Origin of the sequence: Rubeoparvulum massiliense, from assembly GCF_001049895.1 — a bacterium.
Classification (GTDB): Bacteria; Bacillota; Bacilli; order Rubeoparvulales; family Rubeoparvulaceae; genus Rubeoparvulum; species Rubeoparvulum massiliense.
In genome coordinates, this window is sequence record NZ_CVPE01000003.1 from 103,290 (window position 1) to 119,085 (window position 15,796).

At 44.7% G+C, this 15,796-nt stretch carries 13 protein-coding genes and 3 tRNA genes; 1 reads left to right on the plus strand and 15 read right to left on the minus strand.

From position 1 onward, the window contains the following. Nucleotides 1-22 precede the first annotated feature (22 nt). Nucleotides 23-949 carry a Na/Pi cotransporter family protein gene (locus tag BN1691_RS00640; protein ID WP_048600328.1) on the plus strand — a complete coding sequence of 309 codons (927 nt, stop codon included), beginning with the start codon at nt 23-25 and terminating at the stop codon, nt 947-949. On the opposite strand, the gene deoC is transcribed toward BN1691_RS00640, so the two are convergent. The 15 genes from deoC to dnaJ form a co-directional block, all read right to left on the minus strand. Then, nucleotides 943-1,599, minus strand: coding sequence for a deoxyribose-phosphate aldolase (gene deoC, locus BN1691_RS00645; protein WP_048600648.1), 657 nt, complete (start codon nt 1,597-1,599; stop codon nt 943-945). The genes BN1691_RS00640 and deoC overlap by 7 nt on opposite strands. 235 nt (nt 1,600-1,834) lie before the next feature. Next, on the minus strand, nt 1,835-2,725 hold the full coding sequence (gene nrfD / locus BN1691_RS00650) for an NrfD/PsrC family molybdoenzyme membrane anchor subunit (protein WP_048600329.1): 891 nt from the start codon (nt 2,723-2,725) through the stop codon (nt 1,835-1,837). Nucleotides 2,726-2,730: 5 nt separating this feature from the next. Continuing rightward, nucleotides 2,731-3,270, minus strand: coding sequence for a 4Fe-4S dicluster domain-containing protein (locus tag BN1691_RS00655; protein ID WP_048600330.1), 540 nt, complete (start codon nt 3,268-3,270; stop codon nt 2,731-2,733). Then, on the minus strand, nt 3,271-5,472 hold the full coding sequence (locus BN1691_RS00660) for a molybdopterin-dependent oxidoreductase (protein WP_048600331.1): 2,202 nt from the start codon (nt 5,470-5,472) through the stop codon (nt 3,271-3,273). Nucleotides 5,473-5,879: 407 nt separating this feature from the next. Further along, complete coding sequence (locus tag BN1691_RS00665) at nt 5,880-6,500, minus strand: TorD/DmsD family molecular chaperone (RefSeq protein WP_048600332.1); 621 nt, start codon at nt 6,498-6,500, stop codon at nt 5,880-5,882. A 222-nt stretch (nt 6,501-6,722) separates the two neighbouring features. Further along, nucleotides 6,723-7,604 carry an NrfD/PsrC family molybdoenzyme membrane anchor subunit gene (nrfD, locus tag BN1691_RS00670; RefSeq protein WP_048600333.1) on the minus strand — a complete coding sequence of 294 codons (882 nt, stop codon included), beginning with the start codon at nt 7,602-7,604 and terminating at the stop codon, nt 6,723-6,725. A gap of 5 nt (nt 7,605-7,609) precedes the next feature. Beyond that, nucleotides 7,610-8,149 (minus strand): 4Fe-4S dicluster domain-containing protein, encoded by a 540-nt coding sequence (locus BN1691_RS00675; RefSeq protein ID WP_048600334.1) that lies wholly within the window; start codon nt 8,147-8,149, stop codon nt 7,610-7,612. Nucleotides 8,150-8,154: 5 nt separating this feature from the next. Beyond that, nucleotides 8,155-10,320, minus strand: coding sequence for a molybdopterin-containing oxidoreductase family protein (locus BN1691_RS00680; protein ID WP_048600335.1), 2,166 nt, complete (start codon nt 10,318-10,320; stop codon nt 8,155-8,157). A gap of 696 nt (nt 10,321-11,016) precedes the next feature. Then, nucleotides 11,017-11,093: transfer RNA gene (locus tag BN1691_RS00685), tRNA-Arg, on the minus strand. A gap of 20 nt (nt 11,094-11,113) precedes the next feature. After that, a tRNA-Leu gene (locus BN1691_RS00690) sits at nt 11,114-11,202 on the minus strand. 29 nt (nt 11,203-11,231) lie between these two features. Further along, a tRNA-Gly gene (locus BN1691_RS00695) sits at nt 11,232-11,307 on the minus strand. A gap of 199 nt (nt 11,308-11,506) precedes the next feature. Then, complete coding sequence (mtaB, locus tag BN1691_RS00700) at nt 11,507-12,826, minus strand: tRNA (N(6)-L-threonylcarbamoyladenosine(37)-C(2))-methylthiotransferase MtaB (protein ID WP_048600336.1); 1,320 nt, start codon at nt 12,824-12,826, stop codon at nt 11,507-11,509. Continuing rightward, nucleotides 12,823-13,575, minus strand: coding sequence for a 16S rRNA (uracil(1498)-N(3))-methyltransferase (locus BN1691_RS00705; RefSeq protein WP_048600337.1), 753 nt, complete (start codon nt 13,573-13,575; stop codon nt 12,823-12,825). The genes mtaB and BN1691_RS00705 overlap by 4 nt, the downstream gene beginning before the upstream one ends. A gap of 11 nt (nt 13,576-13,586) precedes the next feature. Continuing rightward, nucleotides 13,587-14,522, minus strand: coding sequence for a 50S ribosomal protein L11 methyltransferase (gene prmA, locus BN1691_RS00710; RefSeq protein ID WP_048600338.1), 936 nt, complete (start codon nt 14,520-14,522; stop codon nt 13,587-13,589). A gap of 110 nt (nt 14,523-14,632) precedes the next feature. Then, nucleotides 14,633-15,778, minus strand: coding sequence for a molecular chaperone DnaJ (gene dnaJ, locus BN1691_RS00715; protein WP_048600339.1), 1,146 nt, complete (start codon nt 15,776-15,778; stop codon nt 14,633-14,635). Nucleotides 15,779-15,796: the final 18 nt, after the last annotated feature.

Sequence of the window (15,796 nt, forward strand, 5' to 3'; positions counted from 1 at the left end):
GAATCGAATTGGAAGTGACGTCATGATTAAATTATTGATCGTCCCCTTCTTCGTGGGCCTTGCCATCCTTCTCTTTGGTATTCAATTGATGAAGATCGGTCTACTCCAATGGGGATCTACCCATGTCAATCGTTGGTTACATCGCTTTACTCAATCGATTCCCCACAGTTTTGGAACCGGTTTGATCTCCACAATGATCCTTCAGAGCAGTAGCGCTGTTACCCTTCTCGCCATCGGGATGGTGGAAGGATCCTTATTAACCTTCCGACAAGCCTTTGGCATTGTGCTTGGAAGTAATATCGGCACGGTTATTACTGCAGAATTAATGATTCTTCCCATGGACAGACTGGCACCTTGGCTCTTTCCCTTGGGTGGCCTCATCTGGATCCTTGGTAAAGGAAGGGGAAGACAATTGGGATTAGTCCTCGGTGGCTTCTCCTGTATTCTGTTGGGGATGAGTGCGATCACGACCATTACGGAACCACTCCAGCAATTCCAATGGTATCAATGGATGCTGCATCAACAGCATTCCATCTTGTTTGGGGTGCTGATTGGAACCATTCTCACTGCCATCATCCAAAGCAGTACAGCAACCACCTTAATCACCATGTCCTTCATGCAGGATGGCATGATCGCTCTTCCCTTTGCCATCGCCATTATCCTCGGGAGTAATATTGGTACCTGTGCCACCTCATTACTAGGTGCAATTGGCACCAGTCGCGTTGCCCAACGTGTAGCCTGGACCCATGTGATCCTCAATCTGTTAGGTGTGTTCCTCTTTTTACCCTTTATCCAGTTCTTTGTCATGCTTGTGATTAACATCACAGCGGATCCTAGCGCACAAATCGCTCACACCCAAACCATATTTAATGTGGTCTGCTCGATGTTGGCTTTACCATTCGCTGAGCCCTTTATTCGAATGATGGAACGGTTAGTGCCAGATTATTGACCCTTTACAATGGCGATACCTGCACTTGCCCCGATCCGTGTTGCACCTGCTGTAATCATCCCTTGAGCATCGGCGCATGTACGTACACCGCCTGATGCTTTTACGCCCATTTCACTTCCTACGGTATTGCGCATTAATTTTACATCTTCAATGGTTGCACCACCGTAGCCAAAGCCAGTGGATGTTTTGACAAAATCAGCACCTGCTTCTTTACTAAATTGGCAAGCAAGTACCTTCTCTTCATCTGTTAGAGCGCCGGTCTCAATGATCACCTTGGTCAATGCTTTTCCTTTAGCTGCTTGCACCACTGCAGCAATATCTTCCTTGACCAATGCATACTCGCCAGATTTTAAAGCGCCAATATTGATCACCATATCGACTTCGGTAGCACCATTTTGAATGGCATCCTCGGTCTCCTTCACCTTGATCGCTGTTGTGGTAGCACCAAGGGGGAAGCCAATCACGGTACAGACTTTCACATCTGCTCCTTCTAGCAAGCGGGCACAGAAGGGCACCCAAGTAGGATTCACACAGACAGAAGCAAAGTGATACTCCTTTGCTTCTTCACATAACTTCGTAATATCCGCTTTCGTTGCTGTAGGCTTTAATAGGGTATGGTCAATGTAGCGGGCAATCTCTTCCCGTTGAATCACATGGATCGCTCCCTTCAGATTTTAGGTTCTTTCTTATCATTGCCATTTGATCATACGCTTTCTCATATTTCTTAGCAACCACCGGTTTATTTTCGTAGCATTACTAAGTGAATATCATATGAAAAAGCACAGGTAAGGAGAGGCTCACCTGTGCTTGGCTTCAATCTATTTTATGGGGGAGTTGAAGCAAATAATCTGAACATCTTCTTGAAACGTCCTTATCTTATCATCCTTAGATAATGGTAACTGCAATTGCAGCAGCAAGGATGAGATAACGTAAGATAAAACCTCCAGCAAGTACGAACAGTTCAATCAACATGGTCATTGCTGAACCAGATGCAGATGCTGCACCACCTGCAGAAATTTCTACACTCTCCTTACGATGCTTCATCAATTCCATTCCTTCCACAGCAAGTGGGATGATTAAACCGACAATCATCAGTCCACCCCAGAAGAGCATGCTGAATTCACCAGAGAGTAAGGAACGAACTGATTCACTAGCCACGGTGCTTACAGAGCTTGTGATGTAGAACATGGTGAAGAGAAGCAGAATTTCAATAGCGATAAGCCAGAAGTGAATTCTCTTCATCTGAACCGTTCCATTCATCGCAGTACGATCCATGAGCAAGCCAGTAAAGACGGTAATCGCCATCCCAGTGGAAGCTGCAGAGACTGCGAAGAGAATGGGTAGAATTGAAGTGTTCCAGAGCGGTACTGTGTTCACAACACCGATTAGGAAGCCGGTATACATAGCCGTCCCTACAGCGAAGGCAACACCGATGTATTCAAGCCATGCAGGAATCGCTTTTTTAAGAAAATTGAGAAGTGCAACAAAAAATGTAATCATGATGAAAACCGATAGTATGGCAGTACCAATGGTCATCATCGAACCCCAGTTTACAAAGAGGTAAATAAACCGTAAGGGATGTTTCAATCCTGCTTCAGCATCTACGATGAGGAGCAGCAAGCCGATGGCTAATAAGACGGGAGCTAAATAACGACCTGCTGTCACCAATGCTTTCTTTTCTGGATATTTACGACTCACATAGAATGCAGTTACGAATGCTCCTGCACTCAAACCTGCTAAAAACAGATAGATTGCAATCATTGTTCCCCAAGCCATCTTGCTCACCTCACATAGAAAATTTTTGGTTTCGTACCTAAGTCAGGACGTAATTGTTGGGCTTTCTTTTCAACAATTGCTTTGGAAATATCACTATTTGGATCATCCAAGTCGCCGAAAATACGAGCACTGCCAATACAGGTTTCTACACAAGCAGGTTGCCAGCCAGCAGTTACTGCTTCATAGCAGAAGCGACATTTTTCTACGACACCGGTCTCTTCATTAACCACACGGGCATCGTAAGGGCATGCTACCATGCAGTACTTACAGCCAATGCATTTTTCATGATCTACGAGAACCATACCTTCTTCTGTATAGTAGGAAGCACCAGTTGGACACACATTGACACAAGGTGCATCTTCACAGTGCTGACATTGTACTGGGAAGATTTGCAAGGATACATTCGGATAAGTACCTGTTTCTTTTTCATAGAACTTGATAAAAGATTCAGATGGCGGAAGACTATTAGTCATTTGACAGTCTACCCGGCATGCAAAGCACCCAACACATTGGGACACATCGATTAACATTCCATAGCGTGGCATCTATGCTCCCACCTTTCTGATTCGGACGATGGCTTCTTGACACATAACGCCACCACCGGTAGGCTCTGTATCATGTTTCGCATGGTCATTGTAGCTAAAGCCTACACCATTCGCGATTGTCAGTCCTTTAGAGAAGCTACCATAACCAGATGGAATGAAGACTGCTTCAGGATGGAGCCGTTCAGTTACCTTAACCCTTACTTGGCTCTTCGCTAAGTCTGATTCCACTTCAACCATGTCGCCATCCTTGATCCCTAAGGCTTTCGCCCGTTCTGCATTGATCCAAAGTCGCTCTAAGTCATAATCCTTCGTAATCTGCATCAAAGACTCAAGGTTTGCTGTGGAACTATGGGAGTGAATGCTCTGTTTACCGGTAATTAAGCGGAAGGAATTCTCATCAGGCATGGTCTTTGGTGGATACCATTGGGGAACAGCATTAAAGCCTGCTTCCTCATACGCCTTGCTATAGAATTCGATCTTGCCCGATTCCGTTTTTAATTTCGGCATCTTACCCATTTCTGCTTTATTATCTTCAAACGTAATGGTACCTTGCTCACGCAATTCTGCCATGGTGATACCTAAAGGAGCAATATTGGCTTCATTCAATTCTTCCAAGGTGAAGTTGAAGTATTGACCTAAGCCCATGGCATTGGCAAGACCTACCACAATTTCATCGAAGGGCTTACATTCTGGATGAACGATATCAATGGCTTTTTGCCGTAAGTATACAGCACCCTTCTTACCGCTTAGGGCACCAACCAGTTCATCACGTTCTAGATAGCTCACTTCTGGTAATACATAGTGAGCCAGCTCAGCTGTTTCGGAGAGCTGAATATCGCAGACAACCAGTAGTTCAATCTCTTTTAATGCATCAATCCACACGGCTGGGTCTGGGAAGTTACGAACGGGGTTAATATGATTAACCAGATAAGCTTTTACAGTACCATCTTTTACACCGTCAGGAACTGCCTGTGGCATTCCTTTACCAGGAGAAACCAGTGGATATCTGCCTGCTTCACCTGCACCGTCAAAACGTTTACCCTTTGCCTTTGGTGGTTTTGGATGCTTGGTTTCATCGAGGGAGCCTAGCTTTGGTTTTGCACCAAAGTAGCTACCACCATCTTGCTGAATATTGCCTAGTAAAGCGTTATAGAGCGATACTGCACGGGCTGTCTCAGTGCTATTAATATAAGCGCAACCAAAGGCTCCGCGCCATGAAGTATCTACTACAGCTTTAGGCTTCGCTTTTGCCATGTCATGGGCAATCTCGATGATCTTCTCAGCAGGGATTCCTGTAATCTCAGCAGCCCACTCAGGAGTATACTTGGTTAATTCTTTCGCATATTCTTCAAAGCCCACACTATTTTCTACCACAAAGTCCTTGTCATATAGGTCTTCTTTTACGAGGACATGGGATAATGCAAGCACGAATGCCAGGTCCGTACCAGGACGGATAGAAAGCCATTCAGACGCGAAAGGTGCCGTGTTATTTAAGCGAGGGTCCACCAACACAATCTTCGCACCATTCTGTTTTGCCTTCACAAGGTTTTGTAAGTGTCCTGGACGAATCCCATCACCATAACTACGACCGATGAACAGTACATACTTCGCTTTGGCAACATCAGAGCTTGGTGTACTACCTACGGTCCATTCATAGCCAATGTCACGAGAGAGGTTACAGGACGCACTGTGAGCAGAATAGTTAGGTGAACCAATGGCATCAAGGAAACGTTTTGAGTAGAAGGTATTGGTGGTCTTTGGATTCTCTGAATAAACCACGGATTCGCCACCATACTTCTTCACAATCTCATTCAGTTTCGTTCCAATCTCTTCATAAGCTTGTTCCCAGCTAATCGGTTCAAAATCTCCATTTTCATTCTTCTTCAAAGGTTGTGTTAAACGATCTGGTGAATAAGGCCAAGTTGCTGCCCCATGTCCCCTTGCACATAATTTCCCTTTACTGTAGGAATGGTTTTCTTGTCCAGAAAGACGATACACACGTCCATTTTTACTAAAGAGACGGATACCGCATTTACTAGTACAACCATTACAAGTGGTTGGGGTGATAACTGTTGGAGCTTCTTCACCTTCTGCTTTCAATTGTGACCATTCATGAAAGCCAACCGTACCTGTTGCAACAACGGCTGTTGTTGCAGCTGATGTCTTTAGAAACGTACGGCGTGAAATCTTATGTTCTAACATTTACTTGTCCCTCCCTTGCGTTCGACAAATTTTCGTGAATTTTTTCACACTTTTGCCACTTTCAATTCCTCATGAGCGATAAAATTACCCCTCCTCGTAACCCCCTTGCTAACCCATAACATTTTTCAAATTTCGATGAGGTAGATAGTGGAACTCCTCCCTCACTAATAAGTGTAGCGTAATATTTCTATCTTAGGGTTGAACTCTTTTCGACCAAGAATAGACTTTGAATAGTATTTTACCCTCATCGTTTGTTACTTGTTCATATGTCGTTCATATTCAATTGGTACTATAAGTAACTCCAATAGCAGCTATAAGTAAGCACAATAAAGCATTTTAACTATTGGAAGCTAACTAGAATAATTATAAAGCAAAGGACCTAGGTGGTTTTCCCTAGGTCCTTTGCTTTACCGAAACTGCTTCTCTTTTTTGGTAATTTCCATTAATAATTGGACCACATCTTGATAAATTGACGGAGCTTTTACCTCTTTCATCTTCTCATGAAAGTCAGGAAGCCAATCGAGGTGATCCTGTAAAAATTCACTCACCATCTGATCGGTCCCCTCCGTCATGAGGAAGCCTAAAAATTCTAGAATTAAGGTGAGATGGTCAGGAATTCCTTGATATTCATCAGGAATCTCCAAATGGCTCTGTTCAAATAAGTATTTCATATGAAGTGCTGGATCACCATAGAGATAGCCCTTTTGATTCACCAGCATTACCTCAGCTTCAGGATCTGTCGTCCATTCTTTGTAGATTGATTCAATGGGCTGTGCAGATGGATGATAAATTCCAGAAAAGGCATGAATATATTCCGATCTAAAGGATGAATAATCCTTAATATACTCACTTAAGTTCAGCGAATACTCTCCATACCCAGCATGGGAAAAAAGTCTTCGTAGTTCTTCATCCACCTCCCCACTCTTCATCTGTTGCACAAATTCTTCTTCAGGTAATTTAAACATCTCAGCAAAGATAAGAATCACTTCACTTGCTGCTTCTTTGCGTTGATCCATATTATTCTCCATTCATCTTCCTCCTTCCAAGATTCCAACGACATCGGTTTTTCTAATGGGATGTCTATTCAATATTGTACCTTGTCTACTAGAATTATCCCTGTGGTATTAAAGCTCCTTTATGACGAAATGATGAAGTGATTTTCATGCTATCTAGACAAAACAACCTACGCTCCTAGGGAGACGTAGGTTGTCTAATCCTTCAACACATACCCAAATCATGCTTCAAGGTGCTTAAATAATGGTGACTGCAATGGCAGCTGCGAGAACGAGATAACGGAGAAGGAAACCCCCTACGAGCACAGCTACCTCTGCGATGACGGTGGAGCCAATACTTACACTACCATCAGCAGCAACAGAAGCTTTCTCTTTACCGCCTTTAAATAATTCCATGCCTTCCATAAGTGTAGGAAGAACGAGTCCTACTAAGACCAAGCCCACCCAGAAGAGCATCGCCCATTCACCTGTAACAAGAGCTTGAACGGATAATCCTGCCTCAACACTCACAGAATTCGTAATATAGAGCATGGTGAATAAAAGAATCAATTCAATAATCATCAGGCTGAAGTGAATCTTCTTCATACCGAATACCTTGTGTAAATCTTCCTTATTCACAAAAGTAGTTACTACCAAGGTGATAGCCATCCCTGTGGATGCTGCAGATACAACAAAGAGGATTGGTAGAATTGAAGTGTTCCACAATGGAGCAGTGTTAACTACCCCAATTAAGAACCCTGTGTAAATGGCTGTGCCTGTGGCGAAGACAACACCAAGCACCTTTAACCATTCTGGTACAGCCTTCTTCAGCCACGTGAATAGGGCAACAAAGAATGAAATAATGATAAAGATCGATAGAATAATTGTTCCAATCGTCATCATGGAGCCGAGATTGGAGAAGAGATAGAAGAAACGTAAGGGATGATGAAGCCCTGCCTCCGCGTCCACAATGAGTAGTAGTAGACCAATGGCTAAAAGTATAGGTGCCAGGATATAGCCTACTGTTTGCAATGTTTTCGCTTCAGGCATCTTTTTCCCTACATAGTAAGCAGTAACAAAGGCCCCTGCGCTTAAGCCAGCTAAAAATAGATACCATGCAATAATTGCTCCCCATGCCATGGTGCTCACCTCACATAAAAGATTTTTGGCTTAGTTCCAAGGTCTGGACGGAGTGGTTGTGCATGTAGGCGTGCAATCTCCTTAGAGACCTCACTATTGGGGTCGTCCAAGTCCCCAAAGATCCGTGCCCCACCAATACATGTTGCGACGCAGATCGGTTGATTACCCTGCTCCACTTCTTCCACACAGAACCGACATTTCTCTACGACACCAGTCTCTTCGTTGACAACACGGGCATCGTATGGGCAGGCCACCATGCAATATTTACAACCAATACATTTATCATGATCAACAAGTACGATTCCATCTTCCCGTTTATAAGAAGCACCAGTTGGACAAACTTCAACACAAGGTGCGTCCTCACAATGCATACATTGCGTTGGGAAAATCTGATAAGAAACATTGGGGAATGTTCCTTCTTCTTTTTCATGGAACTTAATAAAAGCCTCTTCAGGTGGTAAACTATTCTGCATTTGACAGGCTACACGACAGCCATAGCAACCGACACATTTTTTTACATTGATTAACATTCCATAGCGTGCCATAGCGATCACACCTTCCTTACCTTAACGATGATTTCTTGAACCATGGAATGACCACCCATAGGCTCAATGTCAAACTCCAGATGGTCCATATAACTGAAGCCGACACCTACTGCATTCGTTAGGTATTTTGAGTAGTTCCCGTATGGTGAAGGAACGAACACACACTCAGGATATAACCGTTCCGTTACCTTTAAGCGTACTTGGCTCTTCGCCATGCTAGATTCTACTTCCACAAGGTCCCCATCTTTTAGACCTAACTCGGCTGCACGCTTTGCATTCATCCATAAGCGTTCAGAATCATAATCCTTGGTAATCTGCATGAGATAGGGTAGGTTGGTTGAATAGCTATGTGTGTGATACCCTTGTTTTCCATTGATCAAGCGGAAGGAATCTGCATCTGGCATCACTTTCGGAGGAATCCAACTAACGATAGGACTAAAGCCTGCTTTCTTAAATGCTTCACTGACGAACTCGACCTTGCCAGATGGTGTTTTTAGCTTAAACTCTGCTGGTGCAGCAGGTGCGGCAGGTTTTGGTGGGAAGATAATCCCTTTTTGCCGTAGCTCATCGATATTAATACCCAATGGTTTAACCCGAGCAGCATTCAGTTCTTGAATGGTAAAGTTGAAATATTGACCTAAGCCCATCTCTTTGGCGATGTTGGTTATAATTTCGTCAAAGGGGCGGGTATCTTCATATACTCGATCGATGGCTTGTGCCCGAATAATTGCGCCAGCACCTTGAGCAGCCACCACATCTTCCCGCTCCAGATAGCTAGGTTCTGGTAGCACATAATCTGCAGCGAGTGCTGTTTCAGACATTTGTACATCACAGACAATGGTAAGTTCCATTTTTTCCATGGCATCGATCATGGTTTTTGGATCCGTATAGTTCCGTACAGGATTGGTCTGACAGAAGATGACTGCTTTCGCCTCACCGGATTCTGCCTTCTCTGGAATTATGGTGGCTACACCGGTTCCCGTGCTAACCAGTGGAAAACGTGCATCCCAACGAGGAAGCTTGGACTTCTCAGGAACTGGTTCCATATCGCCTAATTTAGCACCACCGCCAAAGGTTAATCCACCTTTTTGATTAATATTACCTAGTAAGGCGTTAAAGAGGGCGGCAGCACGGCCACATTCTGTACTGTTATAGTAGACGCAACCATTGGCTCCACGCCAACCAGGTTCGATCATGGCATGTGGTTTAGCGGCTGCGATCTCTCGAGCGATGCGGATAATCGTTTCCTGCGGAATATCAGTAATCTCTGCAGCCCATTCTGGGGTATATTCGTTCATGGCCTTCGCATATTCATCGAAGCCAATGGAGTTATTTTGAACAAATGCTTCATCATATAATTTTTCAGTAATCACCACATTGGACATGGCTAGGATGAGTGCAAGGTCAGTACCTGGACGAATGGGGATCCACTCATCACCGAGGGGAACGGTGGCATTCAAGCGAGGATCGACGAAGACAATCTTCGCTCCATTATCCTTCGCTGTGGTTAAATCATAGACACTGGCAGGACGAATCCCATCGCCATAGCTCCGACCAATGAAGAGAATGTACTTACTGTTCTTAATATCTGCACCGGGTACACCACCAATGGTATGGATATAGCCCGTATTCCGACCATTATTACAGCATACTTGGTGTGTAAAGTAGTTTGGTGAGCCGATGGCTGCAAGAAAACGTGGACCATAGTAACTCCCTGTAGGACGGGGGTCTTCCACATAGCCAACACTCTGTGGTCCATATTTTTTAATGATTTCATTAAGCTTTTGGCCAATCTCCTGATAAGCTTGCTCCCAGGTAATCTGCTCAAAAGTTCCATCCTCTTTTTTCTTAAGGGGATGTTGTAAGCGGTCTGGTGAATAAGCTAAGGTTGCAACACCATGACCACGGGCACATAATTTCCCTTTACTAAAGGGATGATCAGGGTGCCCTTCCATTTTCCATAAGCGCCCATTCTTCGTGATCACTAAAACGCCACATTTACTTGAACACGCGTTACACAAAGAAGGGGTAACTTTGATATCATCATGTTGGTTGCCTTCTGCAAGCGTTTTTGACCAAGCATGAAAGCTGACGGTTCCTGTTGTAAGAACTGCGCCAGTTGCAGCCGATGCTTTCAAGAAACTTCTACGACTGATTTTGCTGTCTAGCACTTTCAATCCCTCCTTCAACATGCATCCTTTACATCTTTGGACTCAACTCTGCCAAGCTGACCCATTATTACTAGTACAAACGATGGATAGAAGGAAAATTGATGATTGGCTCGTACCTGCTGGTTATTCGATTAACAACGCTGGTAGAAGGTAACTTACCCCAGCGTTGTACCTCCAAGAAGTTCTCAACGTACTCCCCCTCCCCCTATTGACGTTTTAGCTTCTGAAGAAGATACGAGTTTTGTCACCACACCCTCTACACTTTTCATTGTAAAGAAAATCTCCCATGGTGATTTGAATTATTGGAGAACGATTTCCAGTTCCATATGGTCAAATATACCCACAAATACCTTGACGGGTATCGCTTTGTTACATGGTTTGTAACATCTTTGTCCAACGAATGAATATTATCTGAATTTTAAAACTTTTTTAAACGCTATAGCTTATATACTATATAAGTATACTTTATCATCAATCGTAGGAAGTAGTTTGCTATCTGATGGTATGAAATCGCACTCTTGCAAACGATAAAATGAGTATTTCCCCTTGTTCAATCTTTGCTAGAACTCTGGTTCTCAACACTTCATCTGCACACCAATATCAGTCTAAATAAGTAACATCGCATAGATCGTCCTTGGTAATGAGCATTAAAAAAGACCGTATCATCGTGATACGATCCGAACGTTCTTATGTAAATGGCGCGCCCTGAGAGATTCGAACTCCCGACCTTTTGATTCGTAGTCAAACACTCTATCCAGCTGAGCTAAGGGCGCACGATTTGATGGCAAACCAATGGTGCCGAGGACCGGAATCGAACCGGTACGGTAGTCTCCTACCGCAGGATTTTAAGTCCTGTGCGTCTGCCAGTTCCGCCACCCCGGCTTGTGACATGCAGACAAATTTAAAAAAGATGGAGCGGAAAACGGGACTCGAACCCGCGACCCCAACCTTGGCAAGGTTGTGCTCTACCAGCTGAGCTACTTCCGCATCTGTTATAAGTGCCTTTTTTGAAGGACAAGATATACTATACCAAAGGATCTCTTGAAATGCAAGGGTGTTCGTGAAAAAAATCGCAGACAAATGGTACCAGGGGAGAAAGGGAGGAGGATGAAATAAGCATGTACCTCCTCCCATAATTTTTGCTCAGTCAATATAGATTATCTACCCTCAGTATCCAATTTTGGTCTCAAACTAGGATACGTGCGAGATTCCCTATTGCATGTTCCTCTTCTGCTTTCTCTATTTTCACACGACAGAGATGACCGATTAACGACTCATCGCCAGGGAAAACAACCTGCACATAGTTGTCCGCATGTCCCACCAATAATCCATCTTCGGGTGCCTCTTTCCACGGACGCTCTGGAATCACTTCCAGTACCTCTCCTTGCCATTGGGCAATATAATCTGCCCGTAAGCGATTAGAAAGCTGAATTAAACGTTGAACCCGTTCATGCTTTACCTCTTCTGGAATCTGATCAGGCATACGCGCTGCTGGCGTCCCATTTCGTTTGCTGTAAGGGAAGACATGCATCTCGGCATAAGCGATCTCTTCCATAAAGCGATAGCCATTATTAAACTGTTCTTCTGTCTCTCCAGGAAAACCAACGATCACATCAGTAGTAATGGCGACACCGGGTAAAGCTTCACGAATTCGATGAATCTTTTCTCTGTACTCTTCTAGGGTATATTTGCGACGCATCCGTTTTAACACCTCATCATCCCCTGCTTGGAGAGGAATATGGAGATGACGACACATCTTCGGTGAGTCATGGAGAATCTGAATCACCTCGTCATCAATCTGTGAGGCTTCAATGGAGCTGATCCGAATCCGCGCTAAGCCCTCCACCTGATCGAGATCCCGGAGTAGACGGGCTAGGGAGTAATCCGCTAGATCCTCACCATAACCTCCCGTATGAATTCCAGTGAGGACAATCTCTTTATACCCTGCTGCAACCAGCTGCTGAGCTTGTTCAATGACACGTTCAGGCTGACGACTACGGAGTAGACCTCGTGCCCACGGAATAATACAGAACGTACAAAAATTATTACAGCCCTCTTGAATTTTTAGTGAGGCCCTTGTTCGATCTGTAAATTGTGGAACATCTAGCTCCTCAAATTCTTTCGTTTTCATAATATTGGAGACTGCATTAATAGGCTTGCGCTGTTGACGGAATTCCTCCACATACTGGAGAAGATTCTCTCGCCCTTGTGTACCGATAACGATATCTACACCAGGAATCTTCAGTACCTCTGCTGATGAGGTTTGGGCATAACAACCGGTCACTACGATGACTGCATCGGGATTCCGACGAATGGCCCGGCGGATGACCTGGCGACTTTTCTTATCCCCTGTATTGGTTACCGTACATGTGTTGATGACATACACATCGGCATCCTCTTCAAAATCCACCTTCTCATAATCATGCTGCTGAAAGAGATTCCACATGGCCTCTGTCTCATAAAAATTGACCTTACAGCCCAGTGTATGGAATGCTACACGATTCATCGTTCGCTTCCTCCGTTCTGTTCAAAATGATAGGAGCAACAGGAGAGAGCATAGAGCCCTGCTGTCTCTGTTCGTAATATCCGTGGACCCAATGTGACGATGGAGACCCCATGGTTGATGGCCTCTTGCACCTCATGAGATGCAAAGCCTCCCTCTGGTCCGATGATAATCAAAATGGAGTGAAGCTCAGCCTTTGATCGTAAAGCTTGGGCAAATTGATACTCTTCCTCTCCCTCATAAGCCATAAGCACAAGATCATACTGTGAAGCAGCTTGTAGGAGCTCCTTCCACTGATGCAGAGGATGGAGTCTGGGTAGATAGTTACGATGGGATTGTTCTGCTGCTTCCTTAATAATGCGCTCCCAACGCTCTCTTCGTTTCCCTTCCTTCTGATTGTCTAACTTCACAATGGTGCGTTCAGATATGAAAGGCAGAAAGGCATGCACCCCTAACTCCGTACACTTCTGAAGGATCCAATCCCATTTCTCACCCTTGGGCATGCTCTGTGCTAAGGTGATCTGTACAGGCATCTCAGATTGATGTTGGAGCTCTTCTTCAATGGTGCAATTCACCTGATTACTGGATATCTCATGAATCGAAGCACGGTAAGCCTTTCCTCTACCATCAGATAGAATGATTTCGTCACCAACCTGTGCTCTCATCACACGGAGAAGATGATGGACGTCATCACCAAGGATTTGCGCTGCTTTCCCATCAATTTGCTCAACTGGAGTGAAATATCGTTGCATCATTAATCTCCTTATTTCTTTTGGGCTACGATGACAACCCAATTCTCTTCTTCCTTCGTTTCAAGAACCCTCATGCCATACTCAGCCAACTGCTGAAGGACTGGTTCTTCTTTCCCTGCAAGAATTCCTGAAACAATATAGATTCCCTCATCCTTTAACAGTGAGACTGCTTGCGGGGTAAGCCGCAGAATAATATCGGCTAACAGATTCGCCATAATCAAATCCACAGGCTCTGAATAGCCATCGAGCAGATTATTTTGATTTACATGTACTGCATGAGATACGTGATTGAGCTCACAGTTTGCGATGGTGCTTTGAACTGCGATATCGTCTAAATCCAAGGCATCCACATGCTGAGCACCCAATTTCACTGCAGCGATACTAAGGATGCCTGTACCACAGCCCACATCATAGATTTTGACACCAGGCTTCATATAAGAGGCTAACGCTTGAATTGTCAATGTGGTCGTTGGATGTGTTCCTGTCCCAAATGCCATCCCAGGATCCAGTGATATGACCTGCTCACCTTCAGCTTGTTCATAATCGATCCAGGAGGGAGAGATGGTAAGATAAGAGGTGACGTGCACAGGTTGATAATGCTGTTTCCATCCTGCTGTCCAATCCTCATCTTGTAAGATGGCCCACGAAACCTCCCCCGATCCAATGTCCAAACCATATTCACTTAATTGAAGAATGTCCTGGCGGATCCCCTTCACCATCTCCTCTAGCTCCGGTTGTACATCAAAATACCCCTTCACCAGTACCCCCTCTACAGGGTAATCTGCTGGAGATAGATCATAGATTTCCCCGTAGGTACTCTCCCATGTACGGTTCAGGACTTCTGGATCTTCAATCACAACACCATTGGCTCCTGTCTCATGTAGAATATTGCAGATGGCTTCAACCGACTCCTCTTTGGTCAGTACTCGTACTTCCGCGTAGCTCATATTCGAACCCCTTCCCGCAGATTTCCATAGGATTGACCCTCTTCATGATCTTGCTTATTTATAGCTTGTTTTGCTATTCTTGTCAACGAAAAGCCTTGGAACGATTACGGTCATTCCCCACGAAAGGCACGTTTTACCTTGTCAAAGAATCCTTTATCATCATCTTCCACTTCGGTGAGCACACTGCCAGAAATCTTCGCAAGTTCCTGGAGTAAATCCTTTTGGCGTTCCGTTAGCTTCGTTGGTGTTACTACCTTCACAACTACATGCTGATCGCCTCTGCCATACCCACGAAGATGGGGTACGCCTTTCCCTTTGATCCGGAAGGACGTCCCTGATTGTGTCCCAGCAGGAATCTTTAGCTTCACTTTTCCATCTAAAGTAGGTACCTCAATTTCATCACCCAATGCTGCCTGTGAAAAATTGAGAGGCATTTCGCAATAGATGTCATTCCCATGGCGCTCAAAGAATTGATGAGGCTTCACACGGAAAATAATATAAAGATCGCCGGCTGGTCCTCCGTTGACCCCTGCTTCACCTTGCCCAGTGACACGTAAGCGTGAACCATCATCAACACCAGCTGGAATGTTCACACGAATCTTCTTCTGTTTCTTGACACGTCCTACCCCGTGACAAACCGAGCAAGGCTGTTCAATAATGGTACCTCGTCCCTGACAGCGTTGACAAACACGACGGTTCACAACGCGCCCAAACATGGTATCCTGCACTTGCTCCTTTTGTCCAGTACCATGACAATCCGGACAGGTTTTGGGTTGTGTCCCCGGCTTAGCACCTGTACCGTGACAGTGATCACAATTCTCCTCCCGCGGAATATTGATCTCTGTCTCTTTCCCAAAAACTGCTTCTTCAAACTGGATGGTCATAGTGTATTGAAGATCAGCACCTTGCTGTGGTGCATTCGGATTAGCTCTTCTTCCTCCTCCACCAAAGAACATATCAAAAATATCACCAAAACCACCAAAATCGCCCTGGAACCCCCCTGCGCCACCAAAGCCCCCTGCACCAAAATTAGGGTCGGTTCCTGCATGACCGAACTGATCGTAGCGTGCCCGCTTTTCTGAGTCACTTAAAATATCGTAGGCTTCTTTCACTTCTTTGAAGCGCTCTTCTGCATCAGGCTCTTTATTCACATCGGGGTGATATTTTCGTGCTAATTGACGATAGGCTTTTTTTATGGTTGCCTCGTCAGCATCCTTGCTTACACCTAGGACCTCATAATAATCCCGCTTGCTCATACAATCACTCCACTTTCT

Excerpts from the sequence above, each read along its gene's own strand:
- BN1691_RS00640 (WP_048600328.1), top strand. The coding sequence starts at position 23 with ATGATTAAATTATTGATCGTCCCCTTCTTCGTGGGCCTTGCCATCCTT.
- nrfD (WP_048600329.1), bottom strand. The coding sequence starts at position 2,725 with ATGGCTTGGGGAACAATGATTGCAATCTATCTGTTTTTAGCAGGTTTG.
- BN1691_RS00655 (WP_048600330.1), bottom strand. The coding sequence starts at position 3,270 with ATGCCACGCTATGGAATGTTAATCGATGTGTCCCAATGTGTTGGGTGC.
- BN1691_RS00660 (WP_048600331.1), bottom strand. The coding sequence starts at position 5,472 with ATGTTAGAACATAAGATTTCACGCCGTACGTTTCTAAAGACATCAGCT.
- BN1691_RS00665 (WP_048600332.1), bottom strand. The coding sequence starts at position 6,500 with ATGGAGAATAATATGGATCAACGCAAAGAAGCAGCAAGTGAAGTGATT.
- nrfD (WP_048600333.1), bottom strand. The coding sequence starts at position 7,604 with ATGGCATGGGGAGCAATTATTGCATGGTATCTATTTTTAGCTGGCTTA.
- BN1691_RS00675 (WP_048600334.1), bottom strand. The coding sequence starts at position 8,149 with ATGGCACGCTATGGAATGTTAATCAATGTAAAAAAATGTGTCGGTTGC.
- mtaB (WP_048600336.1), bottom strand. The coding sequence starts at position 12,826 with ATGAATCGTGTAGCATTCCATACACTGGGCTGTAAGGTCAATTTTTAT.
- BN1691_RS00705 (WP_048600337.1), bottom strand. The coding sequence starts at position 13,575 with ATGCAACGATATTTCACTCCAGTTGAGCAAATTGATGGGAAAGCAGCG.
- prmA (WP_048600338.1), bottom strand. The coding sequence starts at position 14,522 with ATGAGCTACGCGGAAGTACGAGTACTGACCAAAGAGGAGTCGGTTGAA.
- dnaJ (WP_048600339.1), bottom strand. The coding sequence starts at position 15,778 with ATGAGCAAGCGGGATTATTATGAGGTCCTAGGTGTAAGCAAGGATGCT.